At 56.8% G+C, this 25,322-nt stretch carries 27 protein-coding genes; 6 read left to right on the plus strand and 21 right to left on the minus strand.

Going from position 1 to position 25,322, the window contains the following annotated elements; all coding sequences use genetic code 11:
- The 16 genes from EI185_RS01125 to flgB form a co-directional block, all read right to left on the minus strand.
- Positions 1–937 (minus strand): methyl-accepting chemotaxis protein (locus EI185_RS01125; RefSeq protein ID WP_124703286.1); only part of this gene is annotated, 937 nt, incomplete at its 3' end.
- 78 nt (positions 938–1,015) lie between these two features.
- Positions 1,016–1,528, minus strand: coding sequence for a chemotaxis protein CheW (locus EI185_RS01130; protein ID WP_124703287.1), 513 nt, complete (start codon positions 1,526–1,528; stop codon positions 1,016–1,018).
- Between the two features lie 14 nt (positions 1,529–1,542).
- A complete protein-coding gene (cheA, locus tag EI185_RS01135) occupies positions 1,543–3,660 on the minus strand; it encodes a chemotaxis protein CheA (RefSeq protein ID WP_124703288.1) in 2,118 nt (705 codons plus the stop codon).
- A 46-nt stretch (positions 3,661–3,706) separates the two neighbouring features.
- Positions 3,707–4,072, minus strand: coding sequence for a response regulator (locus EI185_RS01140; protein WP_124703553.1), 366 nt, complete (start codon positions 4,070–4,072; stop codon positions 3,707–3,709).
- A 62-nt stretch (positions 4,073–4,134) separates the two neighbouring features.
- Entirely contained in the window at positions 4,135–4,695 is a 561-nt protein-coding gene (locus EI185_RS01145; protein ID WP_223247600.1) for a chemotaxis protein, read from the minus strand.
- Complete coding sequence (flgL, locus tag EI185_RS01150) at positions 4,692–5,606, minus strand: flagellar hook-associated protein FlgL (RefSeq protein WP_124703289.1); 915 nt, start codon at positions 5,604–5,606, stop codon at positions 4,692–4,694. The genes EI185_RS01145 and flgL overlap by 4 nt, the downstream gene beginning before the upstream one ends.
- Before the next feature lie 10 nt (positions 5,607–5,616).
- A complete protein-coding gene (gene flgK / locus EI185_RS01155; RefSeq protein WP_124703290.1) occupies positions 5,617–7,782 on the minus strand; it encodes a flagellar hook-associated protein FlgK in 2,166 nt (721 codons plus the stop codon).
- Positions 7,783–7,857: 75 nt separating this feature from the next.
- Complete coding sequence (gene flgJ / locus EI185_RS01160) at positions 7,858–8,754, minus strand: flagellar assembly peptidoglycan hydrolase FlgJ (RefSeq protein WP_124703291.1); 897 nt, start codon at positions 8,752–8,754, stop codon at positions 7,858–7,860.
- A gap of 12 nt (positions 8,755–8,766) precedes the next feature.
- Complete coding sequence (locus EI185_RS01165; RefSeq protein ID WP_189836249.1) at positions 8,767–9,852, minus strand: flagellar basal body P-ring protein FlgI; 1,086 nt, start codon at positions 9,850–9,852, stop codon at positions 8,767–8,769.
- Between the two features lie 44 nt (positions 9,853–9,896).
- Positions 9,897–10,565, minus strand: a complete 669-nt coding sequence (locus EI185_RS01170; protein ID WP_124703293.1) for a flagellar basal body L-ring protein FlgH — start codon at positions 10,563–10,565, stop codon at positions 9,897–9,899.
- Between the two features lie 32 nt (positions 10,566–10,597).
- Positions 10,598–11,380 (minus strand): flagellar basal-body rod protein FlgG, encoded by a 783-nt coding sequence (flgG, locus tag EI185_RS01175; RefSeq protein WP_124703294.1) that lies wholly within the window; start codon positions 11,378–11,380, stop codon positions 10,598–10,600.
- A gap of 86 nt (positions 11,381–11,466) precedes the next feature.
- Complete coding sequence (gene flgF / locus EI185_RS01180; RefSeq protein WP_124703295.1) at positions 11,467–12,210, minus strand: flagellar basal-body rod protein FlgF; 744 nt, start codon at positions 12,208–12,210, stop codon at positions 11,467–11,469.
- Between the two features lie 31 nt (positions 12,211–12,241).
- Positions 12,242–13,474 (minus strand): flagellar hook protein FlgE, encoded by a 1,233-nt coding sequence (gene flgE / locus EI185_RS01185; protein ID WP_124703296.1) that lies wholly within the window; start codon positions 13,472–13,474, stop codon positions 12,242–12,244.
- Between the two features lie 32 nt (positions 13,475–13,506).
- Positions 13,507–14,178: a flagellar hook assembly protein FlgD gene (locus tag EI185_RS01190; RefSeq protein WP_124703297.1), complete on the minus strand. Its 672-nt coding sequence runs from the start codon at positions 14,176–14,178 to the stop codon at positions 13,507–13,509.
- 14 nt (positions 14,179–14,192) lie between these two features.
- Positions 14,193–14,597, minus strand: coding sequence for a flagellar basal body rod protein FlgC (gene flgC, locus EI185_RS01195; protein ID WP_124703298.1), 405 nt, complete (start codon positions 14,595–14,597; stop codon positions 14,193–14,195).
- A gap of 5 nt (positions 14,598–14,602) precedes the next feature.
- Positions 14,603–15,010, minus strand: coding sequence for a flagellar basal body rod protein FlgB (gene flgB / locus EI185_RS01200; protein WP_124703299.1), 408 nt, complete (start codon positions 15,008–15,010; stop codon positions 14,603–14,605).
- A gap of 194 nt (positions 15,011–15,204) precedes the next feature.
- Here flgB and flgA point away from each other — a divergent pair, with 194 nt between their 5' ends.
- From flgA to EI185_RS01220, 4 genes are all read left to right on the plus strand, one after another.
- Positions 15,205–15,897: a flagellar basal body P-ring formation chaperone FlgA gene (flgA, locus tag EI185_RS01205; RefSeq protein WP_124703300.1), complete on the plus strand. Its 693-nt coding sequence runs from the start codon at positions 15,205–15,207 to the stop codon at positions 15,895–15,897.
- A gap of 111 nt (positions 15,898–16,008) precedes the next feature.
- Positions 16,009–16,317 carry a flagellar biosynthesis anti-sigma factor FlgM gene (flgM, locus tag EI185_RS01210; protein WP_124703301.1) on the plus strand — a complete coding sequence of 103 codons (309 nt, stop codon included), beginning with the start codon at positions 16,009–16,011 and terminating at the stop codon, positions 16,315–16,317.
- Between the two features lie 26 nt (positions 16,318–16,343).
- Positions 16,344–16,793 carry a flagella synthesis protein FlgN gene (locus tag EI185_RS01215; RefSeq protein WP_124703302.1) on the plus strand — a complete coding sequence of 150 codons (450 nt, stop codon included), beginning with the start codon at positions 16,344–16,346 and terminating at the stop codon, positions 16,791–16,793.
- A gap of 114 nt (positions 16,794–16,907) precedes the next feature.
- Positions 16,908–18,473, plus strand: a complete 1,566-nt coding sequence (locus EI185_RS01220) for an HDOD domain-containing protein (protein WP_124703303.1) — start codon at positions 16,908–16,910, stop codon at positions 18,471–18,473.
- Positions 18,474–18,626: 153 nt separating this feature from the next.
- Here the strand turns inward: EI185_RS01220 and EI185_RS01225 are convergent, their stop codons facing one another.
- From EI185_RS01225 to EI185_RS01245, 5 genes are all read right to left on the minus strand, one after another.
- On the minus strand, positions 18,627–20,018 hold the full coding sequence (locus tag EI185_RS01225) for a multicopper oxidase family protein (RefSeq protein WP_124703304.1): 1,392 nt from the start codon (positions 20,016–20,018) through the stop codon (positions 18,627–18,629).
- Between the two features lie 2 nt (positions 20,019–20,020).
- Positions 20,021–21,394: a TolC family protein gene (locus tag EI185_RS01230; RefSeq protein ID WP_124703305.1), complete on the minus strand. Its 1,374-nt coding sequence runs from the start codon at positions 21,392–21,394 to the stop codon at positions 20,021–20,023.
- Positions 21,391–21,687 carry a hypothetical protein gene (locus tag EI185_RS01235; protein WP_124703306.1) on the minus strand — a complete coding sequence of 99 codons (297 nt, stop codon included), beginning with the start codon at positions 21,685–21,687 and terminating at the stop codon, positions 21,391–21,393. The genes EI185_RS01230 and EI185_RS01235 overlap by 4 nt, the downstream gene beginning before the upstream one ends.
- Positions 21,688–21,795: 108 nt before the next feature.
- Positions 21,796–22,155 (minus strand): hypothetical protein, encoded by a 360-nt coding sequence (locus tag EI185_RS01240; RefSeq protein WP_124703307.1) that lies wholly within the window; start codon positions 22,153–22,155, stop codon positions 21,796–21,798.
- 62 nt (positions 22,156–22,217) lie between these two features.
- A complete protein-coding gene (locus tag EI185_RS01245; protein WP_223247601.1) occupies positions 22,218–22,586 on the minus strand; it encodes an HU family DNA-binding protein in 369 nt (122 codons plus the stop codon).
- 121 nt (positions 22,587–22,707) lie between these two features.
- On the opposite strand from EI185_RS01245, the gene murJ reads away from it, so the two are divergent.
- Together murJ and EI185_RS01255 are read left to right on the plus strand one after the other, a co-directional pair.
- On the plus strand, positions 22,708–24,246 hold the full coding sequence (gene murJ, locus EI185_RS01250; protein WP_124703309.1) for a murein biosynthesis integral membrane protein MurJ: 1,539 nt from the start codon (positions 22,708–22,710) through the stop codon (positions 24,244–24,246).
- A gap of 84 nt (positions 24,247–24,330) precedes the next feature.
- Entirely contained in the window at positions 24,331–25,299 is a 969-nt protein-coding gene (locus EI185_RS01255; RefSeq protein WP_124703310.1) for a bifunctional riboflavin kinase/FAD synthetase, read from the plus strand.
- The last annotated feature ends 23 nt before the right edge of the window (positions 25,300–25,322 follow it).

Below are 25,322 nucleotides of genomic sequence, written 5' to 3' on the forward strand. Positions count from 1 at the left end.
CTTCCATGGAGCTGGCGGTCTCTTCCAGGGAACTGGCCTGCGATTCGGTACGCGCTGACAGGTCCGCGTTGCCAGAGGCGATCTGGCGTGAGGCGACGGCTATGGTCTCGGTGCCGCTGCGAACCTGGCCCACGATATGCGCCAGACTGTCGTTCATGTCCTTCATTGCCTGCATCAATTGTCCCGTCTCGTCTTTGGAGTGGACTTCAATGGTCTGGGTTAAATCTCCTGCGGCAACACTTTTAGCAATTCGAACAGCCTCATTCAATGGCCCGGAAATGGCACGAATAAGCCAGACACCGATGAAGGCGGCGAGCAGCACGCCTGCCAGAATAGCGATGATTGAAATATTGCGCACCGTCGCATACATGCTCTGGGTGTTTTCAAACTCGTGCCTGGCCTGATCCATCTGATACTGAATTAGCGCATCAATATTCTTGCGCACTTCCTTATAACTATCTTTCATTGGGCCCTGCACAAGCTCTCCAGCCTGCTGATAATCCGCTGCACGCAATGCCGCGATTGCCGGGCGCAATCCACCCCGTCCATATTTGATGCGACTTGCGACAAAGCTGTCCGCGAGTTTTTTCTCTTCCGGACTCAGCTTGGTCTTGAGGTAGGCATGCCAGACCTGATCAATCTCCTTGATGACCTTTTCCGCCTCATCCATCTGTTTGCCGACTACCGCTGGTCCCTCTGCGAAGGCCCCCACCTGTCCGACAATAGATTCGGCAACCAACAATTGATTTTTATTGATCAGCCTGACCACCTCGTCCAGGTGCCCCACGGTAACCATCCGCTCCTCGTATACACTTTTCAATGCACTATTGGCGGAATTCAGGCTCACCAAACCCAGGATGCCTATCCCGGTAAGCAGCATGGAAAGAAAACCGATCACAAAAATCAGCCGCGATTTGATACTTAGATTCCTTAACATTTCTCCATCCTCCAAATTCTTATGCAGGGTCGGAATTTGCCGGAAGCGGCATTTTGCGACCCCGGCATTTTTTCTTCGTTATGCTGCAGCTTCCTCGATCAGACCCATTTCTGCGCTGGACATGAGTTTGTCGATATCCACCAGAATCAGCATGCGCTCATCCAGCGTACCGAGGCCAATCAGGTAATCCGTGTCGAACGTCGTTCCCATCTCCGGGGCCGCTTTGATTTGCTCAGGAGAGAGGGTTGTGACGTCGGAGACGCTGTCAACCACCATTCCCATTACCCGGCCGGCGATATTGAGGATGATCACCACGGTAAACTGGTCATAGACCGGCTCGCCAAGATTGAATTTGATACGCATGTCGACGATCGGCACAATGATGCCGCGCAGATTCACTACACCTTTGATGAACTCCGGTGAATTGGCGATGCGCGTCACTGGCTCGTATCCACGAATCTCCTGAACCTTGAGAATGTCGATGCCGTATTCTTCCTTGCCTAAAGTAAAGGCAAGAAACTCGTTTCCGGAGACCTCGGAGTGCGCCTGATGCAAGGCGGCATTGGTTTGTGTGTGTGCAGTTTGTGACATGATCCTTGTCCTTATCAGGAGAAAATAGGCGCAGCAGTAAGCTGACGACTTGAGCGCAATAGTGCGGCGACATCGAGAATCAGCGAAACGCCGCCGTCACCCAGAATGGTGGCGCCCGAAATGCCGGCCACTTTGCGGAAATTCGACTCGAGATTTTTCACTACTACCTGCTGCTGCCCGACCAGCGCATCGACCAATAATGCGGCTTTTTTGCCATCGCTTTCCAGAATGACGACAATGCCTTGCGACGGATCGGTGTAACGCGGTTCGATCGCAAAAATCTTGTGTAGCGGGATTAGCGGCAAATAATCTTCGCGGACCTTGACCACTTGCCCCTGACCGGCGATTTCCTTGACGTCTGCGGGGGTGGGCTGGAGTGATTCGATGACGTAACCCAGCGGCAGGATATACACTTCTTCACCAACCTTGACCGACATGCCGTCCAGAATTGCCAGCGTGAGCGGCAGCGAGATCGACATCGTGCTGCCGTAGCCTTTGGCTGAACTGATTTCCACAGTGCCGCCCATGGCCATGATGTTGCGCTTGACCACATCCATGCCCACACCACGCCCGGACACATCGGTCACCGCTTCAGCTGTGGAAAAGCCTGGTGCGAAGATAAGCTGCCATACCTCTGCGTCCGGCATGGTGTCCGAAACCGGCAAACCTTGCTGCTTTGCCTTGGCAAGAATTCTGTCGCGATTCAGGCCGGCCCCGTCGTCGCTCACTTCGATCACGATGTTGCCACCCTGATGCGCGGCGGAAAGTATCAGTTTGCCGGCTTCGTCTTTCCCTGCCGCACGCCGCGCATCAGGCATTTCTATGCCATGGTCAACGCTGTTGCGCACCAGATGCGTGAGCGGGTCCACGATGCGTTCGATCAAACCCTTATCGAGTTCTGTCGCGGCACCCCGCGTAATGAATTCAACTTTTTTACCCAGCTTGGCAGCCAGATCGCGCACCATGCGCGGGAAGCGCGAGAATACGTAATCCATCGGCATCATGCGGATGGACATCACCGCTTCCTGCAGGTCGCGCGTATTGCGCGTCAACTGACCGACGCTGTTCAACAGTCGTTCATGAAGAATCGGGTCAAGAGAACCGGTGCGTTGCTCGATCATGGCCTGGGTAATGACCAGCTCACCGACCAGGTTGATGAGCTGATCCACTTTTTCAATACCGACGCGAATCGATGACGATTCCTGGGTTGCCGGTTGTTTATCCGCGGCGCGCCTGCCAAATGGCTTGCCTTCAACGGATACTGCGGTTTCGGCTTCCTGGTGAGCTGATTGAGGCATAGCAGCGGCTTGCTCTGTTGCGGAGGTATCTTTTTTCTCGATTTCAGATTTCAGTGGCTCGAAAAAACCATAGCCAGGCTCTGATTCCGGCATTGCCGGCGGCGCGGTATCAGCTTCCGGCTGAGCCACTGCCGAAGCAGTTTCCTCGGTAATTTTAAGGTCGTCCGGATCCAGCACGAATGAGCAAATGGCGATAATATCGTCCAGCTTTTCATTGGTCGCCAGCGTAAAAACGCTGCGCTTATTGTCGAGTACGGACTGGCTGATTTCACCCAGCAAGCCCAGCTCTGCGGCCAACGCGTCGACATCTCGCTGCGGCACTTCCGGTAATTCAATGCGGAAACTGCGGCTCGCACTCGCAGCTTGAGTGGGTGTGGACGCTGTTCCGGTAGCGCGTTTTTCCGGTTGGCCTGCAGGTTGCACCGCACTTCCTGCATGCGCGGCGGAATCCTGCGACAGCGCGTGCAGCCGCTGGCATACACTGCTCACCGCATCCTGATCGACGCTCGAACCCTGCCGGTGGCCATCCATTTGCATTTTCAGGATGTCCTTGGCGGCCAGGAACGCATCCACATGCTCTGCCGTCAACGCCATCTCGCCTTTGCGAATTCTGTCGAGCAAGGACTCCAGCATGTGCGTCACTTCGGTAATATCGGTGAAGCCGAAAGTAGCTGCCCCGCCCTTGATCGAGTGTGCTGCGCGAAAGATCGCATTAAGATCTTCGCTATCCGGTGCTGATACATCAACAGCCAGCAACAGTTTCTCCTTTTCGGCGAGCAACTCCTCTGCCTCATCAAAGAACACCTGGTAAAACTGGCTCATATCAACTGTCATTTCTTGTCTCCGTCATTTGCTTGCAGCATGATTTCTTATGCTTTCATCAGCCGATTACTTTTTTTACAACCTCGGTCAGCCGTTGCGGATCGAACGGTTTGACCAGCCATCCATTGGCGCCTGCGGCTTTTCCCTGAGCTTTCATATCGTCGCCGGATTCGGTGGTCAACATCAGAATCGGCACGCGCTGGTAGCTCGTCATGCCGCGCAATGCCTTGATCAGGCTCAGGCCATCCATGCGTGGCATGTTCTGATCCGTCAGCACCAGATCAACGGTCTGTTTCTTTGCCTTGTCCAGGCCATCCTGCCCATCCACAGCTTCGATCACCTGGTATCCCGCTGCTTTCAGACTAAATGCCACCATCTGGCGCAACGAACCCGAGTCATCTACTGCTAGTATTGTTTTGGCCATCATTACTCCTGCTATTTTCGTATCCGGGCTGACTACCCGTTCGTATTGCTTCCCGCTATTTGCTAGAAAAGCTCAATGTCTCCGCTTTCCATATGCCTTTGGTTAACTGCTTTGCGCAAAGCACCCTCAAGTGCAACACTTCGCTCAGCCAGCATCTGATTGAGGCTATTCAACAAAGTGACGATGTCTTCGTGATCACTTTCAGGCAACACATTGGAACTGCCTGTGTCGAGCGCGCCGAACACGTCGCGCAGCCCTGACAGATGCGTCACCATTCTGCCAATCAACTGGCTGGTCATATCCTGAAATTGCAGGCCGGTCACGGCAGCATTCACATGCTGGCCTATCTCACCCTGGATGGCTTCCAGCCTGGCAACACATTCAGGTGCGGGAGTTCCGCCGGACAGCAACAGGTTTACCGTCTCCTGCTGGATACTGAGCGCTCCATGAATCGCCATGAAGCTCGAACCCAGCTTTTTAATTGCTTCACTCAGCAGAATATTCATCTGCACCAGGTCTGTTTCCACTTCGACCAGATGCCGGTCGCCATGGTCAGACACCCCGGAGAGCAGATTCTTGACCTGTGAGCCCATTACTTGATTAGGAACCATGTCTAAACTCACAGATAATTAAATAACGACAAGCCGGCGATTTTCACAAAGGACTGCTGCGCGGCCTGGAGCGTAGTTTGCTGTTGGGTAAGCTGACTGATCGCCTTGGCGTAATCAACATCCTGAAGTTGTGACAAGGTCTGGCTGTACTGGATGTCCCGGCTTGAACCGGCGCTGTTCAGGGAATCCAGTTCTCTGAGGCGCGATCCGACAGAAGCTCGTGTTGTCAGCACATTGTTGAGAGATTGGTCGATATTGCCGTTGGCAGTCGACAGCCCGGCCGTTAGGGCGGCGCTCCCCGCCGGCGTGGTGACCGGGGTTTGCAGTAATGTAATCAAGTCGGTCAGCGTCTTGAACACATCCTGATTATTCCCCTGGAATATGGCCTGTCCGGAATCGCTCACCGCCATCTGCCGTGAGGAATCCACCTGTATTTGCCGTTGTCCCTGGTCGCCATTGTATTGAGCACCCGTCGCGGTTTTGACGAACGGCTGAGTTCCGGTCTGATAACCGGAGAACAGGTAATTGCCAATGCCATCCGTGGTATTGGCCAATGCCAGCAATTGATCCAGGTCGCTGCTCAATTGCGTCGCCAGATTGCTGCGATCCGAGTTCGACAAGGTGCCATTTCCGGCGTAGACAGTTTGCGTTTTGACATCCTGCAGAACCGAAGTAACGCTCGCCAGGGTGCTGTCCACAGCGGTGAGCGAACCGACCGCAGTCTGGCGGTTGGTGGCGTATTGCGCATTGACTGATTGCGACTGGGTAACGTCCAGCGCACGGGCGGCGGCAACCGGATCATCCGCGGGCGTCAGGATGCGACGCCCGGTAGACAACTGTTGTTGCGTCTTCACCAGATTGGTTTGCAGGTCGCTGATTTTGGCTGCGCCCTGCTGAAAGATCATGCTGGTACTGATACGCATGTTTATCCCCTTAATTACCCAGCGTGAGCAGAGTGTTGAACAGCTGGCTGGCGATCTGCATGACCTTACCGGCTGCCTGATAGGCCTGCTGATAGCGCAACAGATTGGTTGCCTCTTCGTCCAGATTGACTCCTGATTCGGACTGCTGCGCCTGCACCAGGCCGGTCAACAAATTACCCGATGCGGTGCTCGACACATTGAGTTCGTTGGTTTTATTACCTACGCTACTGACCAATTGCGAATAGGCGCCCTGATAGGTCGTGGTACCGCCGGCCAGGGTATTGCTGGTTTGCAAGGCGCCGAGCAGCAGCGCATTGCGGCTGTCGCCAACACCGCCGGTATTGGCTGTAACAGCAAAACTGTCGCCGCTGGCCGGAGCACCGGCGATCTGGACGGTCCAGCCGTTGTAGCTGATGTTTGCGCCGGGGGTATAGGTCACGCCGGTAGGGTTTCCGGTGCCGGTGCCGCTCACGTCAAACGTCGTCGGCGAGGTGAAAGTAATCGTCACCGGCTGCTGCAAATTGGCGTTGGGGGGCGGCGGTGTGTTCACGCTGGGTGCGCTGATCGTTCCCGAGCCCGAGTTGGGTGAAACAGCGAAGCTGTCGCCACTGGCCGGAGCTCCGGCGATCTGGACGGTCCAGCCGTTGTAGCTGATGTTTGCACCGGGCGTATAGGTCACGCCCGTAGGATTTCCGGTGCCCGTTCCGCTCACGGAAAACGTCGTTGGAGAAGTAAAGGTAATCGTTACCGGCTGTTGTAAATTGGCGTCGACGGGTGGTGGATTGACACTCGCCGTCCCAATACTCCCTGTGCCTGTATTGGTCGTGGTGGCCGAAGAACGAATCGGTGGCGAGGTGGCCGAAGAACGAATCGGTGCTGCCGCTGCGATCAGTGCCGGATCGCTAATGGCCACATTGATCGCCTTGGCGCCATCTACGGTAGGACGGATCAGAAAGCTGTCTCCCGCTGCCGGCGTACCGGTAATATTCAGGCTCACGCCATCGATGGTTTGCGGAAAAGCGCTGAACGTGGTGACGGCGCCATCCGTAACCCGCGTAAGCTTGTAATTTGTGCCGTCGTAATTCAGCCGGTAATCGCTGGCGGTCAAAGCACTCGCACTACTGATCGTGGCTGTAAGCGCTCCGGTTCCGGTATTGGTGGTACTGGCACTCACCCGGGGTGACGCTACGGTAAAGAAATCGCCGCCCAGATTGCCATTGAGACCCTGACCAAGACGATGCTGGGCGTTGAAATCGCTGGCCAGGCCGATTGCAACCCGCCCCAGTGCATTCTGTGCAGGATCCAGCGACTGACTGCGGAAAGCGAGCAATCCGCCCAAATTTCCGCCGCTCAGGCTGTTTTCTCCCATGATCACGCTCGTACCATTGGTCGCGTAAGCGACCTCGATACGGCTTGGATCGGTCGGCGAAATAGTCGTGCTCAACGCATAAGCCTGCTTGCCGATCACCAGCGGCTGGCCATTGCCGATAAAGACGTTATATTTCCCGTCATCCTGCTTGACGACTGTGGTCTGAATTTCCTTGCTCAAATCGGCCATCAACTGGTCACGCTGATCAAGCAGATCATTCGCTGGCTGGCCGTTGTTCGCCCCTTGCGCCAGCGTGATTGCATCATTCAGTTGCGCGATTTTCTGTGCATAGGTGTTGATGACGCCGACGCTCGATGTGATCTGGCTATTCACGCCCTGGTTCATCTGGGCCAGCTGATCGTTCAAGCTCTGAAAACGCGACACCAGCGACTGACCCGAGGACAACGCAGCCTGACGCGAGGGGACCGACGCCGGATTGGCGGCCAGATCCTGCACGCCCTTGAAAAAATCCTGCAACGCGGGCGACAGTCCCGCAGAAGGGTCGGCCAGCATATTGTCGACTTGCTGAAGCTGCGTCGCGTAAGTGCTCTGACTGCTGTTTGTAGACTGTGCGGCACGAACCTGGGACGCCTGGAAATCGTTGTAGATACGTTTGATCGTTTCAATCTGGGTGCCCTGTCCCAGAAAACCATAGCCAAAATTCTGTTCGAGCGCCGAACTCTGTATCACCACCTGACGGCTGTAGCCCGGTGTGGCGGCGTTGGCGATGTTGTTCCCAGTCGTGCTGATCCCCGCCTGGGCTGCGGCGAGAGCGCTTTGTCCGATGCTGAGAATATTGGAGGCCATGGTGTCTTTAATCTACTTGTATAGGGAGGTTGTCGGCACGCCGTCAAAAAACTTTAACGGGGCTAGCGAAGTTTCTCAGGCAGACAGCGATTGCGTGATGATGCGCGTCAACTTATCTGCATAATGCGGATCAGTGGCATAACCGGCACGCTGCAGACCCTGGGCAAAGCCAGCCACATCCTGGGCATTGGCCAGTACTTGTTGATAGCGCGGGTTGCTGCGCAACATGTGAGCGTAGTCGCGGAAGGCATCGGCGTAGTTGTCATAGGCGCGGAATTTCTGTACTACTTTCTGTGCCACACCGTGCACATATTCAGTGGTGACATGTTCCACCACCTTGCCTTGCCAGCCACCGCTTGCCTTAATGCCGAACAGATTGTGGCTGGGCGTGCCATCCGCCGCGATGATTTCACGTCGCCCCCAGCCACTTTCCAGTGCGGCCTGGCCGAGCATGAATTTGGCCGGAATGCCGGTGGTACGACTGGCCTCTTCTGCATGCCCCTCAAGGCGCGCCTGAAACGCCTGCACGTGCGCTGACTGGCTCGAACTGGTTTTGGCTGGTGCAGTAGCAGGTGCCGCGTTGGAAGCAGGGGCAGGATTCACGCCGGATGGCAGACCGGATAAAGACGGCATGGGTTGTCCAGACGGTTTATCTCCCGGCGGGGCCGTCACCGTATTGGAGAGCTGGCGTATCAATACGTCAGCCAGCCCCACGCCGCGCGAGGCGAGATTCTGGCTTAACTGCTGGTCCAGCATCGAGGTATACATCCGGGTCTGCGCATTGTCGAATGTCCCATCCTGCGGGCTGGCTTCGCGCATGCTCTTGAGCATCATGTTCATGAACAAGGCTTCAAACTGCTTGGCGACGGTCTTCAATCCCTCCGGCGTATTCTGCTTGGCCGACTGGCGTAACGCATCCACACTCTGGGTATCGGTAACCAGATTTGCGGACAGTTCGGTCGGGTTGATCATGGTCAGCGTTGGTCAAATAATTTCGAGCTCGGCGCGCAGTGAGCCAGCTGCTTTCATTGCCTGCAAAATGGCCAGCAAATCCTGCGGTGTCGCTCCAATGGCATTCAGTGCCCTCACCACTTCGGCCAGGGAAGCACCGCTTTGCAGCATCAATACCTGGCCAGGTTCTTTCTTGATCTCGACCTGGGAACGCTGGGCTACGACTGTCTGACCCTGTGAAAATGGCGCGGGCTGGCTGATGACCGGCTGGGTGTCGATCATTACGGAGAGATTGCCGTGCGAAACCGCGCAGCTATCCAGCGTGACCGCCTGGTTCATCACCACGGAACCAGTGCGGGCGTTAAGAATCACCTTGGCGGCGGTCTGCGCCGGCGTCACATTGAGGCTTTCCAATGCCCCCAGAAAGGCAACCCGTTCATCGCTGTTGAGCGGCGCCTGCACCTGGATTACACGCCCATCCAGTGCGGCAGCCGTGTTATTGCCAAAATGTTTGTTGACCGCGGCGACCACACGACTGGCAGTGGAAAAATCGGTGTCGTTGAGTTCCAGCCGCACCACATTCCCCTGGCTCAGCGAGCTGGGCACCGCGCGCTCTACGGTTGCACCGGCGGATATGCGTCCCACGCTGAGATGATTGACCTGTACCTTGCTGCCGCCTGCAGAAGCGCCTACGCCTCCCACCAGCAAGTTGCCCTGGGCCATGGCATAGATCTGGTTATCGGCGCCTTTCAGCGGCGTCATCAGCAGGGTTCCGCCGCGCAGACTCTTGGCATTGCCCATCGAGGATACGGTAATGTCGAGCGTCTGCCCGGGCTGGGCGAAGGCCGGTAGCGATGCCGTCACCATCACCGCCGCCACGTTCTTGAGCTGCAACGTCGTGCCGGGCGGCAGATTGACGCCCATTTGCTGCAACATGCTGGCCACGCTTTGTACGGTGAATGGTGTTTGGGTGGTCTGGTCGCCGCTGCCGTCCAGACCAACCACCAGACCATAACCGATCAGCTGGTTCTGCCGTACCCCCTGGATGCTGGCCAGATCCTTGAGACGCTCGGCATGCGACACGCCAGAGATCAGCGTAGCAAGCAATGCAAACAGCATCACTAAAGTCCTGCCCGATTTTTCCAAACGCATATTTGCGGCTCTCATAATGGCATCACGCTCAAGAAAAATCGCGTCAGGGAAGTCATGACCTGTGCCGCATCGATACGGCTGTTGGACCGATATTCAACCCGCGCATCGGCGACCTGGGTGGATGACACCACATTACCCGTCGCAATGGTGTCCGGGCTCACTACCCCGGAAAAACGAATGTATTCGACGCCCGTATCCAGCGACACCTGCTTTTCGCCACTGACCATCAGGTTGCCATTGGGAAGCACATCGGTAACGGTGACAGTCAACGTGCCAGTGAAAATGTTGCTGGAATTTTCTGCGCCCTTCGTATCATATTTGTTCGCTGATTGCGCGGAGACCGAGGTTCCTTGCAGCATTTTAAGCGGCAAGCCCAGTATGGTCGGGATACTGGCCGCTACGCTGCCACTCTTGCTGCCGGAACTGCCGGTCTGCTTGCCGGCATTGGTTTTCTCGTTGATGGCGATGGTGAGCACATCGCCCACCAGGCGCGCACGCCGGTCTTCGAACAGCGGACGATACGACGTGGCCTGGAAAATCCCGCCGTTGGTCGGCGCTGCCGGTGCGGCCTGGAGCGGCTTGGCATGGGTGGGCTTCTGCACGATCGTATCGGGCACCACGGCGCAACCGCCGAGCAGCACAATCGATAAAATCATCACGGCAACAGCGCGATTATTCATTTCTGCTCCATTTACGCGGGTAAAGGAAACATTCAAAGTTGAGTCAGCTTCTGCAACATCTGATCGGAGGTCGTGATGGCCTTGCTGTTGATCTCGTAAGCACGCTGGGTCTGGATCATATTTACCAGTTCCTCCGCCACGTTTACGTTCGAGGTCTCCACGTAGCCCTGATTCAGCAGGCCGGCACCATTGCTGCCCGGAGTATTGGTATTGGCAGTGCCCGAGGCAGCAGTTTCGACATACAGATTCTCGCCTTTGGCTTCCAGCCCGGCCGGATTGATAAATGTAGCCAGTTGCAGCGAACCGACTTGCACCGGCGCCACGCTGCCAGGCTGGGTCACCGATACCGTGCCATCGCGCCCGATGGTAATGCTCTGCGCATTGGCCGGAATGGTGATGGCAGGCTGGATGACATAACCGCTGGAAGTCACCAGCTGACCCTGGCTATCACTCTGGAATGAACCGTCGCGGGTATAAGCCGTTGTGCCGTCCGGAAGCAGCACCTGGAAAAAACCGGAGCCCTGGATCGCAACATCCTTATCGTTGCCGGTCTGCTGCAGATTGCCCTGAGTGAAAATCCGCTCGGTAGCGACCGGGCGAACACCGGTGCCCAATTGCAAGCCGGTCGGCAACTGGGTTTGTTGCGACGACTGCGCGCCGGGTTGGCGCATGGTCTGATACAGCAGATCTTCAAATACCGCCCGCGAGCGCTTGAAACCGCTGGTGCTGACGTTGGCCAGGTTGTTGGCGATTACATCCATTTGTGTCTGCTGCGCATCCAGACCGGTCTTGGCTATCCAAAGCGAACGGATCATTTTTTTCTCCAGAAAAACATTTCATCACCGATGCACAAAAACCAACTGTCCATCGGCATACAATTGCCATTTTGCGCCGCCCATCACTAACTCAAACTGAGAAGCTGACTCGCTTTATTGGCGTTATTCTCGGCGTTCTGCAACAACTTCATTTGCATTTCAAACTGGCGGCCCAGGCTGATCATGTTAACCATGGCTTCCACCACATTGACATTACTGCCTTCCAGCGCGCCACCGATTAGCGCCACATTCGGATCGGATTCGGCAGGGCTGCCATCCTTGGTACGGAAGTAGCCATCATCACCGCGTACCAAAGACGCATCCGGCGGATCAACCAGCTTGATACGCCCCAATACGTTCACCGCTGAAGGCGAACCGGTTTTCGGGATCGCTGACACGGTGCCATCTTTGGCGATGGCGATCGTGACATCAGGCGGAATGCTGATAGGGCCGCCGTCACCCATTACATTGAGTCCGCTTTGTGTCTGCAAAACCCCATTTTCACTGAGCTTCAGACTGCCATTGCGTGTGTAGGCTTCGGCGCCGTTTTCCGATTCCACAGCGATCCAGCCTTTGCCCTGCACCGCCACGTCGAGCTCGCGCCCGGTTTGCTGGATGGCGCCGGGAGTAAAATCACTGCCCACCGTCGAATCCACCACAAAGGCGCGCGTCGGCAAGCCTTCGCTGCTGACCACAGGCACAGCCCGGAACGAATCCAGCTGGGCGCGAAAGCCGGTCGTGGTGGCATTGGCCAGATTGTTCGTCGTCGTCGCCTGCTGTTCCAGGATGTGCTTCGCGCCGGTCATGGCGGTGTAGATCAGACGGTCCATGCGGGTCTCCCAGTGGCTTGGCTAATGCGGATTAACGCAGATTCACCAGAGTTTGCAGAACCTGATCCTGCGTCTTGATGGTTTGCGCATTCGCCTGGTAATTGCGCTGTGCAGTAATCATGTTCACCAGCTCGGCAGTAAGATCGACGTTCGAATCTTCCACCGCAGACGACTGCAATACACCCAGGCTGCCTGAGTTGGGCGTACCCACCAGTGCCGGGCCGGAGGCCGCAGTATCCGTCCAGAGATTATTGCCGAGTGATTGCAGACCGTTGGGGTTGGTGAAATTCGCCAGTACCACCTGTCCCAGCGTGGCGGATTGTCCATTGGTATAGCGCCCGACGATGGTGCCGTCCGCACTGATACTGAAGCCGGCCAGTCGGCCGGAGGTATAGCCATCTTGCTTCAGTGCATTAACGCTGAAGGCTGATCCATACTGCGACGTTCCCGTGTAATCAACACTAACCGTAAATGGAGAAGTTGCACCTGTGCCTACAGTCAGCGGCACGGCGAAGGGTGGGGCGGGGACGAGCGAACCATCGGTGGCAAAAGCCAGCGAACCCACTGGGACCGGTGCAGCGGGTGGCACATAACCGATAGGCACGCCGTCGTTGGCTGCGTATACATTCCAGGCATTGGCGCCGGTCTTGACGTAGAAAGTCTGCAGGGTGTGCGCGTTACCCAGGCTGTCGTAAACAGAAACCGCTGTCGAACTGTTGTAAGTAGTCGGATCCGCCATATTGAATGGCGTGGTCACTGGCACTGTGCTACCCGAATCCAGATTCAATACGGCTTTCACTTTTGTCGTAGTCTGAGGTGTGAGATCCGAGGTATTGATATTTAAATCGGCAGGAGCCCCTGTTGACAGCACACCATTGGCATTCGCTGTATAACCGGTCAGCCGTGCGCCAGTAGCGTTGATGATATAACCGGATTTATCAAGCTGAAACTGGCCATTACGCGCGTAGGTAATGGTGCCGTTATTGCTCATGCGAAAAAAACCGCCGCCGTTGATCGCCACGTCCAGCGGATTATTGGAAGCCGAGATATTGCCCTGGGTGAACTGCTGGGCAACCACAGCCACCTTGGTACCGATACCGATCTGGGAAGCCCCTGCGCCGGTCAGCGAATTGGCGTAGACATCAGCGAATTGCGCCTGCGATTCCTTGAAACCGACCGTGTTGGCATTGGATACGTTGTTGCCGATCACATCCAGACTCTTTGACGCCGCATTCAAGCCGCTTAAACCTTGTTGAAAACCCATTTCGCTCTCCTAAATATGTACTTGATGCTGGTTCAAAGAATCTGCCGGATATCAGCCAGATTGACCGGGCCGAGACCGGGCACATTCAGCACCACGCCTTGACCACTGCTTGCCACGCTTGCTACCTGGCCGAACGCCAGGCCGTTTGCACTCACATTCTGGCCACCTTGAGTGGCGCTGACTGTGAAGCTGTACTGGCCGTTGGCGGCTGCCGCACCGCTATCGGTCGTACCATCCCATTGCAAAGCCAGCATGCCAGCCTGCTGGGAACCCAGATCCATGCTGTGTATCGCTCTCCCGCTGGCATCCTTGATAGTGACTTTTACATCGTCAGCCGACGTGGCGAGATCGATGCCGAATGGCGCCTGGCCATTGTTCAAGTTCAGGCTGGATCCTGCTACCAATACCCCATGGCCGATCATCCCCGCTGCCTGCAAGGTCTGGCTGGACTGGTAGCTGCCCATCAGGGACTGCAGCGTCGTATTCATTTTATCGATACCGGTGACCGTAGACAGCTGCGCGAGCTGGCTGGTTACCTGCGCGTTATCGAGCGGGTTGAGCGGATCCTGATTTTTCATCTGGGTGACCAGCAGCTTCATGAAGGTATCCTGTGCGGCGGCAGCGGTACTCTGCGTTGCCGCGGCTGCCGGATTCATGGAAGCCAGCAAGCTGGGAGAAACGGTGTTGTTTTGCACGGTGCTCATTTAATTCTCCTTGGCTACTGGCCGATGGTGAGGGTTTTCAGCAGCATGGTTTTGGCTGCATTCATGGTTTCCACGTTGGTCTGATAAGAGCGCGACGCAGAAATCATGTTGACCATTTCTTCCACAACGTTGACGTTGGGCATGGCGACGTAGCCTTTTTCGTCGGCAACGGGATTTTTCGGGTCGTAAACCATCCGCGGCGGTGAAGTGTCCTCGACTACCCCCAGCACCTTCACCCCGCTTGCCTGCGAACCGGCAACCGGCACCGCACTGAATATGACCTGCTTGGCGCGATAGGGTTGGCCGGTGGAACTGGTAGTGCTGTCGGCGTTGGCGAGATTGCTGGCCGTAGTATTAAGGCGCTGTGCCTGCGCACTCATGGCGGAACCGGCGACATTGAAAACATCGAAGAGCGACATGATGATTACCCCTGTATTGCAGCCAGCAGACTCTTGATCTGCCCGCTGATCATGGTGAGACTCGCCTCATAGCGAATTGCGTTGTCGGCGAACTGATTGCGTTCGGTATCCATATCCACGGTGTTGCCATCGACGCTGCCCTGCTGGACACTGCGATACAGCACCGGTGTACCACTGGGGCCCGTTGTGCCGGGAGCATTCAGGTGCACGGCGGAAGTCTTGGCAAGCTCGGATGGCGACTGCCCGGCAGGAGTCAGCGCATTCTGCAGGGCGCTGCTGAAGTCGATATCGCGCGCCTTGTAATTAGGCGTATCCGCATTGGCGATATTGGATGCCAGCAATTGCTGGCGCTGCGCACGCAGGCTGAGCGCGGTTTCCTGAAAACGCAGGTATTCATCTAGTTTCCCGATCATGGCAATCCCCGAAAATATGGTGCTAGAGAAAACGTGTAGTCATAGAGCTATTACAGTTTCACTGCTCCGATCTTACGGCGGCACTGGCAAACGCAATTGCTTGATAAGCGCCCATATCCGCAAGCTATTCCTTGCTTTGACTAAACGCTGACCCTATAAGATAGGCGGGTAATCAATCCGTTGGCCAATTACCCATGAAAACCCTGCTCGCCACGCTACTGTTCATGTTCATGCAAATTGCCGTCGCGCAAACCGACGGCTTGCGCCAGGATCCGGCGGTCGTTCGCCAGATCGCGGAACAGTTTTTGCACGCACAGACTCGCGGGCTTCCCGGTCATGTCAGCATCAGTGTCAACAAGCTCGATCCGCGCCTGGATCTGGCATCCTGCGCTGCACCCCAGGCATTTATGCCCAGCGGCAGCCGGGTATGGGGGAAAACCACGGTAGGCATCCGTTGCACGGTACCTACGCCCTGGACGGTTTACATTCAGGCCAAAGTCAGCGTGGTGGCCGACTACATTGTTACTGCCGCACCGCTGGCCCAGGGTCAGATCGTCAGCGCGACCGATCTCGCCACCATGCAAGGCGACCTGACCACCCTGCCTACCGGCATCATTACCGATGCCGCTCAAGCCATTGGCCGCACCGTCACCCTGTCCCTGCAAGCGGGAAGCGCATTGCGCCAGGATAGTTTGCGCAGCCAGCCTGCCGTACAGCAAGGGCAAACGGTACGCCTGGTATCCGTGGGGCCGGGATTTCAGGTTTCGTCGGAAGGCCAGGCGCTGACCAGTGCCAGCGAAGGTCAATTGGTACAAGCCCGGACTCAGGCTGGACAAATGATCAGGGGAATAGCCAAAGCGGGTGGCGTGATCGAGGTAAGCTATTAACGAGATTCCGCCAATATGTTCTGATTGAGCGTTAAAGTTTGCAACAGCCTCGCCGATATAATGAACACTGGCTCTGGCTTAGTTGGGCCCAAATCAGATTGAGATAACACAATGAAAATCAATGACTCGAAAAAGTCAACCAGCTTACCGCTCGGACAAACCCAGGCAAACACAGGTAAAAAGGTAGATAAGGCCGAGACCGCGCCCGCCACGGCTGCAGGGACGATCAAGTCCTCCCCCATGTCTGCGCAATTACAGGCTTTGCAAGGCTCCATGGCCGCGGGCGAAGTTTTCGATGCGGGCAAAGTGGACGCCATCAAGACGGCCATTGCCGATGGAAAGTTCAAGGTCAATGCCGAGAAAGTTGCAGACGGGCTCCTGGCAGCCGTGAAAAACCTGCTGCAGGGACGTCGGCACTAAATCTGAATCTCAAGGGTATCCGCTTGATGCAAACACTCAACGAAGAACGCGATGCAATGCAGCATCTGCTCGGATTTATCCGGCAGGAACAGGCATTATTGCTCGAAGCCAACATCGACGGGATGCATGCAATCACCGTTGAAAAAGCCGGCGCCGTGGCCCGCATGACGGAATTGGTCAATGCCCGCCTGCAAGCGCTGGCGGCAGCCGGTTACCCGCAGAACGATGCAGGCATGCAGGCATGGCTGGCCAGCCAAACAACCGGTGAAGCCGCAGCAACTTGGGCGGAACTGCTGGCGCTGACACATACCGCGAAAGAAGCCAATCGTATCAATGGCCTGCTGATCAATACTCATTTAACGCGTAATCAAGTAGCCCTTAACGTACTGCATGGCGCGGATCAGCGCACTGGTTTCTACGGGCCGGATGGGCAATCGAAGATTTCAATAGCGGCACGCAATCTGGTCATCGGCTAGGCTGGGCTCAACGGCAAGTTGTATCAAAATTCGACCTTTGCGATCCCGCAAGATGTAACAACAAGGTGCCTGGCATGTCAGGCCACGAATATATCGGCTACCAGCCCCCAATTCATGCGCGCTGACTCTATTTCCACATCGTTATCCGCGAGCCCTGCCGCAAAGCGCATTTCGCTTTTACAAAAATTCAGTGATGATGCAAACCTGCCGGCTTTGGGCAGCGCGGTATCGCGGGTTGTGCAACTCGCTTCATCCAACGACGAGGCCTTGCAGGAACTCACCAATTTCGTCTTGTCCGATGTCGCGCTGACGCAAAAAATTCTGCGCCTCTCCAATACGGTGTCTTACCGTACCGCCTCAGGCCGGCAGATCAGCACCATCTCGAGCGCAATTTTTTTACTTGGCTTCGACATGGTGAAGACCTGTGCATTGGCCATGCTGCTGGTCGATCGCCTGCCCGACAACAACCACGCCCAGAGTGTACGCTTCGAACTGGCGCAAGCCTTGCGTGCCAGTGTGATTGGGCGCCAACTGGCGCGCCGCAGCCACTTTCCCGATTCCGAGGAAGCCGCGATTACCGCCCTGTTCAAGAACCTGGGTCAACTCCTGGTCGCTTCGCATGATCATGACGTATACAACGAAATTAACGTACTGACCCATGCCGCCAACCTCACCCCGGCCAGGGCATCCATACAGGTACTGGGTTGCAGCTACGACCAGCTCGCCGTTACCGTGCTGCAGGACTGGAAAATTTCGGATACGCTCATTCATGCCCTCACCCCGCTATCCAGCCGTACCCTGAAAGCACCGTTAAATCGGCAGGAATGGATGGCCCAGGTGGCTTCGTTCAGCGCGGAAGCCGCAGGATTGATGCCGCATCTGTACGATGCGAAACAGCTCACCGATAACCAGGCACTGGTGACGCGCTTCGGCGCCGCACTCAATCTCGACAAGGCGCAAATCGACCAGCTATTTGTCGCAGCAAGCGAAGAAGCCCATATTCTGCTGGACAGCATGGGTTTGCTCTCCGTGCCCGACAAACAGGCTGAATTGCCGAGCGATACGGACTCCAGCGCAGAAAACCTGTTAAACGATTTCCTGCTCGCCTCACCCGATCCCGACAGCCAGCCAACCATAAGCTGCCACCCCAGCGGCAAACCCATTAACGCTCATGCGTTGTTACTGGCGGGCGTACAGGACGTGACTCAGATGATGGGCTCCGGTCATGGCAAACTAAACGAGCTGATCATGCAGGTGCTGGAAACCCTGTACCAGGGCATGGGCTTTCGATTCGCTACGCTATGCATGAAAGACCTGAAAACCGAACAGTATCGGGCACGTGTTGCAATAGGTGAGAGCCACGCCGCACGCCAGGCCGGTTTCCGATTCTCCACCACCAGCACCAACGATATATTTCATCTGGCGATAAAAAATAACGCCGACCTGATGATCGCCGACGCCACCGCCACCAAAATTTATCCGCTCATCCCCAGCTGGCACCGCCAATTACTGCCTGATACGCAAAGTTTCATTGTCCTGCCTTTGGTGATACAGGAAAAAGTGCTGGGCTTACTCTATGCAGACCGATCCTTACTGGCGCCAGAAGGCGTCTCGGCAGATGAAACCTCGCTGATTAAAACCCTGAAAGGCTTGTTGTTGGCGGCGCTCAATTCCCGTTGAGATAGGCACGAAACCATTACGCTGCCGGGTCAACACCAGAAAGCGCCGACCCGGCGGTCCTTTGCCGGCTGGTCCATCACTTCTTTTGAACCAGCCCGGTTGTGCTTCGACCGGCTGTGCTATTGCCGCATCCACTCGGAGCGTTTACTCCTATCAGTGCTCATGCACTCCACCCCGCTTGATATTCAATACAGGTTGCTCCGCACCGGTTGGGGCGACCGATTTGGCGTCGTGCTTGACGGGGGCACTGGGTGCTTCAGGCATTTCACCAGTCCATTCGTAGGCTTGCGTGCCCGGTGGTTGTTTGTACCAGCCGGGGTCTTTGTAGTCATTGCGCGCCAGTCCTTCACGCACTTTGACGACAGTGAACATGCCGCCCATCTCGATCGGGCCAAACTGCCCCTGCCCGGTCATCATGGGCAGGGTGTTATCCGGGATGGGCATCTCCATGCCGCCCATCGAAGCGCCTTTATCGCCCATCACCATGTAATCCGGTACCAGTTGGGTGATCTTTTCGGCGATGCCTTTCTGATCAACGCCGATCATGGTCGGCACGTTGTGCCCCATCGCATTCATGGTGTGATGCGATTTATGGCAGTGGAACGCCCAGTCGCCCGGTGCATCGGCGATAAACTCGATGGCGCGCATCTGGCCGACGGCGATATCGGTGGTCACCTCCGGCCAGCGCGCCGATTTAGGCACCCAGCCGCCATCGGTTCCGGTGACTTCGAAGTTGTGCCCATGCAGATGCAGGGGATGGTTGGTCATGGTCAGATTGCCGGCGCGGATACGCACCCGGTCGCCTTTTCTAACCACCAGCGGGTCGATTCCAGGAAATGCCCGGCTGTTCCAGGTCCACAGATTGAAATCGAGCATGGTATTGATCTTGGGCGTGTAGCTGCCCGGCTCGACATCGTAGGCGTTGAGCAGGAAAACGAAATCCCGGTCGACCGGCATGAAGCCGGGATTTTTCGGATGCGTGACCCAGAACCCCATCATCCCCATCGCCATCTGCGCCATTTCATCGGCGTGCGGGTGATACATGAATGTGCCGGGGTGGCGTGCAACAAATTCATAGACGTAGGTTTTGCCGGGCTGGATTGCGGGTTGCGTCAGCCCGCTTACACCGTCCATGCCGTTGGGCAAAATCTGCCCATGCCAGTGAACGCTGGTGTGTTCGGGCAGCTTGTTGGTCACGAAAATACGTACCTTGTCGCCTTCCACCACTTCGATGGTGGGGCCGGGGCTCTGGCCGTTATAGCCCCACAGATTGGCTTTCATGCCGGGTGAAATCTCGCGTACCACCGGTTCGGCCACCAGGTGAAATTCCTTCCAGCCGTTTTTCATGCGCCAGGGCAGGCTCCAGCCGTTCAGCGTGACGACCGGGTTATAGGGACGACCATTCGGCGGCACCAGCGGCGGCATGGTGGCAGGGTTCATTTGGGTAACGGCTTCCGGCAGCGAAGCGGCCTGTGTCCGGCTTACCATCGCGGCGCCCATCAGTACTGCACCGGATGCGGATAAAAAATCTCGACGACTGGTCATGGTCACTCCTTGTTCGATAGATTGGCGGGCAGATTACCGCCCAGTGCGGCTGTCAGATCTGTCTGGGCGACCCAGTAGTCTTTCAGCGCATTGATGTAGCCGTTCACGCTCAGCACCTGTTCGCGCGCATCCGCCAGCAGTTCGAACACGCTGATGAGCATGCCGTTGTAGCGCAGCATGTTCTCATCCGAGATCTGCTTTCTGAGCGGCACGATGTTGTCGCGGTAATGCCTGGCAAGGTCGTAGGCACTGCGATAGCCGAGGTAGCTTTCACGTACTTCGCTGCGGGCGTTGACGGCGGTTTCGGCAAGGTGATTGACCGACTGCATGTAGATCGCTTCGGCCTTGGCCACGCGCGCACTACCCCAGTCGAACAGCGGAATCTCCAGGCTGAGTTCATAGCCCGTGGCACGCGGCAACCCGCTGTCGGTATTGCGCAGATACCCCAGATCCAGCACGTTGATGAAACGGGTCGTGCGGGTGAGACCCAGCGATGATGCGAGACTTGCCGTCTGCTGTCTGGCCGCCTGAATATCGAGGCGATTATTGATGGCGTATGCTTCGGCATCCTGCACTTGCAGCGGTTTGGCGGGCAGGTCGGGCAGGCGCTCGGGCAACTGGAACTGCGTCTCGCTGCCCCACAAGCCCATCAGGCGCGTCAGTTTTTCGCGCGCCCTCACCGCTTCCTGTTCGGTCCGCGCCAGCGCTGCCGTGGCATCGGCATAAAATACCTGCTCGCGGTCCTGTTCCAGCTTGCTCCAGTTGCCCACCCTGGCCATGCGTCCACCCAGCTCCGCGCCCGCTTCTGCCGCCGCATTGACCTGCCGGGCGTACATCACACTTTGCTGGGCGGCCACGGCCTCGAAATAGGCTTTGCGCGTGTCGGCAGCCAGGCGCAGCACCTGATTGGCCACTTGCAGCTTGACCGCCTCGAAGCGCTGCCGCTCCAGACGGCTTGCCTGGGGCAGCATGATCAGATTGACCAGGCTCATCGTAAAGGTGCGCTCTATCATCGTATCTGCGCCCTGCGTGATGTGCTTGAAATCGAACCTGGGGTTTTGCAAACGCCCGGCCTGCACCAGATCCGCTTCGGCGATACCCAGCTCGGCATAGCCGGCCTGCAGCCCCCGATTGTTCAACAGCGCAATTTGCACTGCATCCTCGGCATTCAGCGGTTTCGCCAGCAGGTTTTTGATGGAGGCATCGACAGCCTTCGCGTCATCGCTGTTGCGTACCAGCTTGACCGTTTTGCCCAGGCGCGCTTCGCTAAGCTGCGCCACCGAATCAAACCCGCCGTCTTTGGAGAACGTCGCGCAGCCGCCCAGCAGCAGCGTGAGCGCAACGCCTGATACTGTTCTGTGCATCAAGCTGCTCATGGTTTGCCTCCTTGCTGCGGTTTGCCGGCAGCGCCGGACATATCCATGCCGCTCATCCCGCCCTCGTTGCCGACGGCCTCGTTGGCGGAACGCCAGTTTTTGTCCGGCGACACGGTGTCATCAATGATGACACGGTAGTCATCCAGCGGCGATTGATACTGTGGCGCCGGCACCGTGACCTGCGCATTGGCAGGATCCGGCAGCGCGCTGGCGCCGGGCCCGCCCTGCGCCAGCGCGACCAGCGGCGCTGCCGACCACAACGCCGCGCATACAAATGCTTTAAATGTGTTCATGATAATCCTCGTTCGTGTAAGCAGAATTCTGCCACCGCAATCAAAGCCGTGGCGAAACCATACCGGGTGCGGACAGACGCCCTGCTGGACGCATGCGCCGGCTCGTGGCTAAACGAAAGAGGATTGGGGGGGACGTTCCGGGGTTGCCGAAACGAAACTGCGGAATGACCGGGAACGGAAAGGAATGACTTCGCTGCCATAAACCGGCATGGAAGAAACTGCCATGAACGGCGGAGCAATCGCCACACTCAAACAACCGTCCAGGCAAGCACTGCATTTGCCCGCTGCATCGTGATGGCTGTCGGTTGATACGCAACAGTCAGCATGTTCCATAGTCGAGGCAGCATACTGCAGAGGCATCTCATGCATGGCATGATCGCCTGACATCATCGCCGCTGCTGCGAATCCCTGGATGGGTACGCAGAGCAACAATAGCCAGACGAGGATGGTTTTAAACAGGATTTTCATAACGAAAATTTTCGTACGTAGAATCACTCACCAGTTAAAACCAATAGCATCTGGCAGTAATCTTAACGCGCCTTGGCTACTTTGGCTTTGGAGTTGGCCACGGCATCAGCCATGGATTTACCGACCTTGAACTTGACTACTTTCTTGGCCGGGATAGTGATGGTTTTACCAGTCGCCGGGTTACGGCCTTCGCGACCTGCGCGTTCCGTGACGGCAAAAGTTCCGAAACCAACCAGTTGCACGGCATCCATTTTGGTCAGGGCTTCCTGGACAGTAGCCATCAGTGCATCCAGCATGGCTGCGGTTTGGGCCTTGGTGCTGTCGGTTTTGGTGGCAACGGCTTCGATCAGTTCTGCTTTGTTCATAGGATAGCTCCTGTGGGTTGTGGGAAAAGAGGGGACATTCTTACAGGTATTGCCTCCATACGGCAATGTTTTTCAGCGCTTCCGGGAGGAAACTACTAAAGCTCAACTTTACAATATCTTCTCAATATTTGGATTTTAGCGTTGTCCCCTATACCATTGCGGCTGTTTCGCGCCCCCTGCTGAATCCATGAACCTGCTCAGATCGCTCGCCAAAGTCAGTAGCATGACCCTGTTGTCACGCATCTTCGGCTTCGTTCGTGATGCAGTCATTGCCCGCGGCTTTGGCGCAGGCATCTACACTGACGCGTTTTTCGTCGCTTTCAAAATTCCCAACCTGTTGCGGCGCCTGTTTGCCGAAGGCGCCTTTTCGCAGGCGTTCGTACCGATACTGGCCGAGTACAAAAACCGCCGTGGCCACGAAGACACGCAACGGCTGGTGGACCATGTCGCCACGCTGCTGTTTCTGGCGCTGCTGGCGGTGACCCTGATCGGGGTGCTGGCAGCCCCCGCCGTGGTCTATATCAGCGCGCCCGGCTTCTCCGCCGAACCGGAAAAATTCGCGGTGACAGTGTCCATGCTGCGTATTATTTTCCCGTACATCCTGTTTATTTCGCTGGTCTCGCTGGCAGGCGGCATACTGAATACTTACAGCCGCTTTTCGGTACCCGCATTCACGCCGGTTCTGCTCAATGTGGCAACCATTGCAGCCGCCTTGTGGCTGGCACCGCACCTCGCCATCCCGGCGATGGCACTGGCCTGGGGAGTGACGCTGGGCGGCATCCTGCAATTATTGCTGCAACTGCCCTTCCTGAAGCAGCTTGGCTTGTTGCCGCGTTTTCGGCTTGAACTGCATGATGAAGGTGTGTGGCGCATCCTCAAACTGATGGGACCCGCGCTGTTCGGCGTTTCCATCGCGCAGCTGTCTCTGCTGATCAATACCATTTTCGCTTCTTTCCTGGCGACTGGCAGCGTGTCCTGGCTGTATTACGCGGATCGCCTGATGGAGTTTCCCACCGGCATGCTGGGGGTGGCGCTCGGCACCATACTGTTACCCAGTCTGGCCAAGCATTATGTGGATAACGACCCCACGCAATATTCGCAACTGCTGGACTGGGGGCTACGCCTCACCCTGATGCTGGCGCTACCCGCCGCTGCGGCTTTAGCGATATTGGCGGTACCCTTGATCAGCACCCTATTTCTGTATGGCCATTTTAGTTTTCACGATGTCTTCATGACGCGCCAGGCGCTGGTGGCCTATAGCCTCGGGCTGCTGGGGCTGATCATGGTGAAGATTCTCGCGCCCGGATTTTATGCGCGGCAAAACATCCGCACCCCGGTAAAAATCGCCGTGATTACCCTGTTTGCCACCCAGCTCATGAACCTGATGTTCGTATGGAAACTGCAGCATGCCGGACTGGCGCTATCCATCGGCCTGGGCGCTTGCCTGAATGCTGCGCTGCTACTTTGGAAACTGCGCAGCCAGGGCATTTATCAGCCGCGGCCGGGCTGGTATGCGTTTTTCATGAAAATTGGGGTTGCGCTGGGTGTGATGAGCCTGCTGCTATGGTGGGGCATGATGGGAGAGTCAAGCTGGCTGCATATGCATGCCTTGCAACGCCTTGCTCATCTGAGCGCTCTGGTGGTGTTGGGCGCAGGGAGCTATTTTGGCACGCTGTGGGTGCTGGGCATGCGTCCGATCCAGTTCATGCGCCGCACAGCCGAATAGTTCAGGGCCGGTGAATAGCTTTGACCGGCGCGCCGCACAACCGCTAAAATCCCTTATTTTCAGGTTGTTTCAACCCATTCCTCAATGCGTATTACTCACGGCATAGCGCCTGTCGTCAGCCAGCCCAGCGCGGTGACAATAGGTAACTTTGACGGCGTCCACCTCGGTCACCGGGCGATGCTGCGTCGTCTGGTAGAAGCAGCCAGTCAACGCGGCCTGGTACCGTGCGCGATAACTTTCGAGCCGCATCCGCGCGAATTTTTTGCACCGGACAAAGCCCCCGCCCGTCTCTCCAGCCTGCGCGAAAAGCTGCAAATGCTGGGCGAATGCGGGATTGCCCATGTCCATATCTGCGCTTTCAATCAGGCATTTTCACAACTCTCGGCAGAAACTTTCATCGAGCGCATCCTGGTCGCCAGTCTGCAAACACGTTTCCTGCTGATCGGCGACGATTTTCGCTTCGGTGCACGGCGCGGCGGCGACTTCGCCATGTTGCAGGCGTACGGCGCGCAGTCAGGCTTTGAAGTGGCCGCAATGGGTAGCGTCACCCTGGACGAATTGCGCATTTCCAGCACCGCGGTACGCGAAGCGCTGGCAGCGGGCGATCTCGACCTGGCCGGCCGCCTGCTGGGCCGCCCTTACAGCATCAGCGGACGAGTCGTCGACGGCGACAAACTGGGGCGCGACATCGGTTTTCCCACCGCCAATATCCAGCTCAAACATAACCGCCCGCCGCTGACCGGGATTTTCGTGGTGCAAGTGCGCGGACTGGCCGATGCGCCGCTGCCCGGCGTGGCCAGCCTGGGCGTGCGCCCCACCGTCAAGGAAAACGGCCGGCCGGTGCTGGAAGTACACCTGCTGGACTTCGACCGCAGCATCTACGGACAGCATGTGTGCGTGGATTTTCTGGCCAGGCTGCGCGACGAGGAAAAATATCCCGACCTGCCCACGCTCATTCATCAGATTGGCCGCGATGCAGAAAATGCCAGGCAGTATTTCCGGGCTGGTTCACAGGCGCCAGCATCGCTTGCCATACCCGCCAAACCCGATTAAACTTGTACAGTAATTTGAACAGG

It is taken from the genome of Sulfuriferula multivorans, from assembly GCF_003851125.1.
Lineage (GTDB): Bacteria > Pseudomonadota > Gammaproteobacteria > Burkholderiales > Sulfuriferulaceae > Sulfuriferula > Sulfuriferula multivorans.

Coding starts and splice junctions, on each gene's coding strand:
- EI185_RS01130 (WP_124703287.1), bottom strand. CDS start 1,528: ATGTCACAAACTGCACACACACAAACCAATGCCGCCTTGCATCAGGCG.
- cheA (WP_124703288.1), bottom strand. CDS start 3,660: ATGACAGTTGATATGAGCCAGTTTTACCAGGTGTTCTTTGATGAGGCA.
- EI185_RS01140 (WP_124703553.1), bottom strand. CDS start 4,072: ATGGCCAAAACAATACTAGCAGTAGATGACTCGGGTTCGTTGCGCCAG.
- flgL (WP_124703289.1), bottom strand. CDS start 5,606: ATGCGTATCAGTACCAGCATGATCTTTCAGCAGGGCGCAGCCAAAATC.
- flgK (WP_124703290.1), bottom strand. CDS start 7,782: ATGGCCTCCAATATTCTCAGCATCGGACAAAGCGCTCTCGCCGCAGCC.
- flgJ (WP_124703291.1), bottom strand. CDS start 8,754: ATGATCAACCCGACCGAACTGTCCGCAAATCTGGTTACCGATACCCAG.
- EI185_RS01165 (WP_189836249.1), bottom strand. CDS start 9,852: ATGCTGTTTGCATTGCTTGCTACGCTGATCTCTGGCGTGTCGCATGCC.
- EI185_RS01170 (WP_124703293.1), bottom strand. CDS start 10,565: ATGAATAATCGCGCTGTTGCCGTGATGATTTTATCGATTGTGCTGCTC.
- flgG (WP_124703294.1), bottom strand. CDS start 11,380: ATGATCCGTTCGCTTTGGATAGCCAAGACCGGTCTGGATGCGCAGCAG.
- flgF (WP_124703295.1), bottom strand. CDS start 12,210: ATGGACCGTCTGATCTACACCGCCATGACCGGCGCGAAGCACATCCTG.
- flgE (WP_124703296.1), bottom strand. CDS start 13,474: ATGGGTTTTCAACAAGGTTTAAGCGGCTTGAATGCGGCGTCAAAGAGT.
- EI185_RS01190 (WP_124703297.1), bottom strand. CDS start 14,178: ATGAGCACCGTGCAAAACAACACCGTTTCTCCCAGCTTGCTGGCTTCC.
- flgC (WP_124703298.1), bottom strand. CDS start 14,597: ATGTCGCTCTTCGATGTTTTCAATGTCGCCGGTTCCGCCATGAGTGCG.
- flgB (WP_124703299.1), bottom strand. CDS start 15,010: ATGATCGGGAAACTAGATGAATACCTGCGTTTTCAGGAAACCGCGCTC.
- flgA (WP_124703300.1), top strand. CDS start 15,205: ATGAAAACCCTGCTCGCCACGCTACTGTTCATGTTCATGCAAATTGCC.
- flgM (WP_124703301.1), top strand. CDS start 16,009: ATGAAAATCAATGACTCGAAAAAGTCAACCAGCTTACCGCTCGGACAA.
- EI185_RS01215 (WP_124703302.1), top strand. CDS start 16,344: ATGCAAACACTCAACGAAGAACGCGATGCAATGCAGCATCTGCTCGGA.
- EI185_RS01220 (WP_124703303.1), top strand. CDS start 16,908: ATGCGCGCTGACTCTATTTCCACATCGTTATCCGCGAGCCCTGCCGCA.
- EI185_RS01225 (WP_124703304.1), bottom strand. CDS start 20,018: ATGACCAGTCGTCGAGATTTTTTATCCGCATCCGGTGCAGTACTGATG.
- EI185_RS01230 (WP_124703305.1), bottom strand. CDS start 21,394: ATGAGCAGCTTGATGCACAGAACAGTATCAGGCGTTGCGCTCACGCTG.
- EI185_RS01235 (WP_124703306.1), bottom strand. CDS start 21,687: ATGAACACATTTAAAGCATTTGTATGCGCGGCGTTGTGGTCGGCAGCG.
- EI185_RS01240 (WP_124703307.1), bottom strand. CDS start 22,155: ATGAAAATCCTGTTTAAAACCATCCTCGTCTGGCTATTGTTGCTCTGC.
- murJ (WP_124703309.1), top strand. CDS start 22,708: ATGAACCTGCTCAGATCGCTCGCCAAAGTCAGTAGCATGACCCTGTTG.
- EI185_RS01255 (WP_124703310.1), top strand. CDS start 24,331: ATGCGTATTACTCACGGCATAGCGCCTGTCGTCAGCCAGCCCAGCGCG.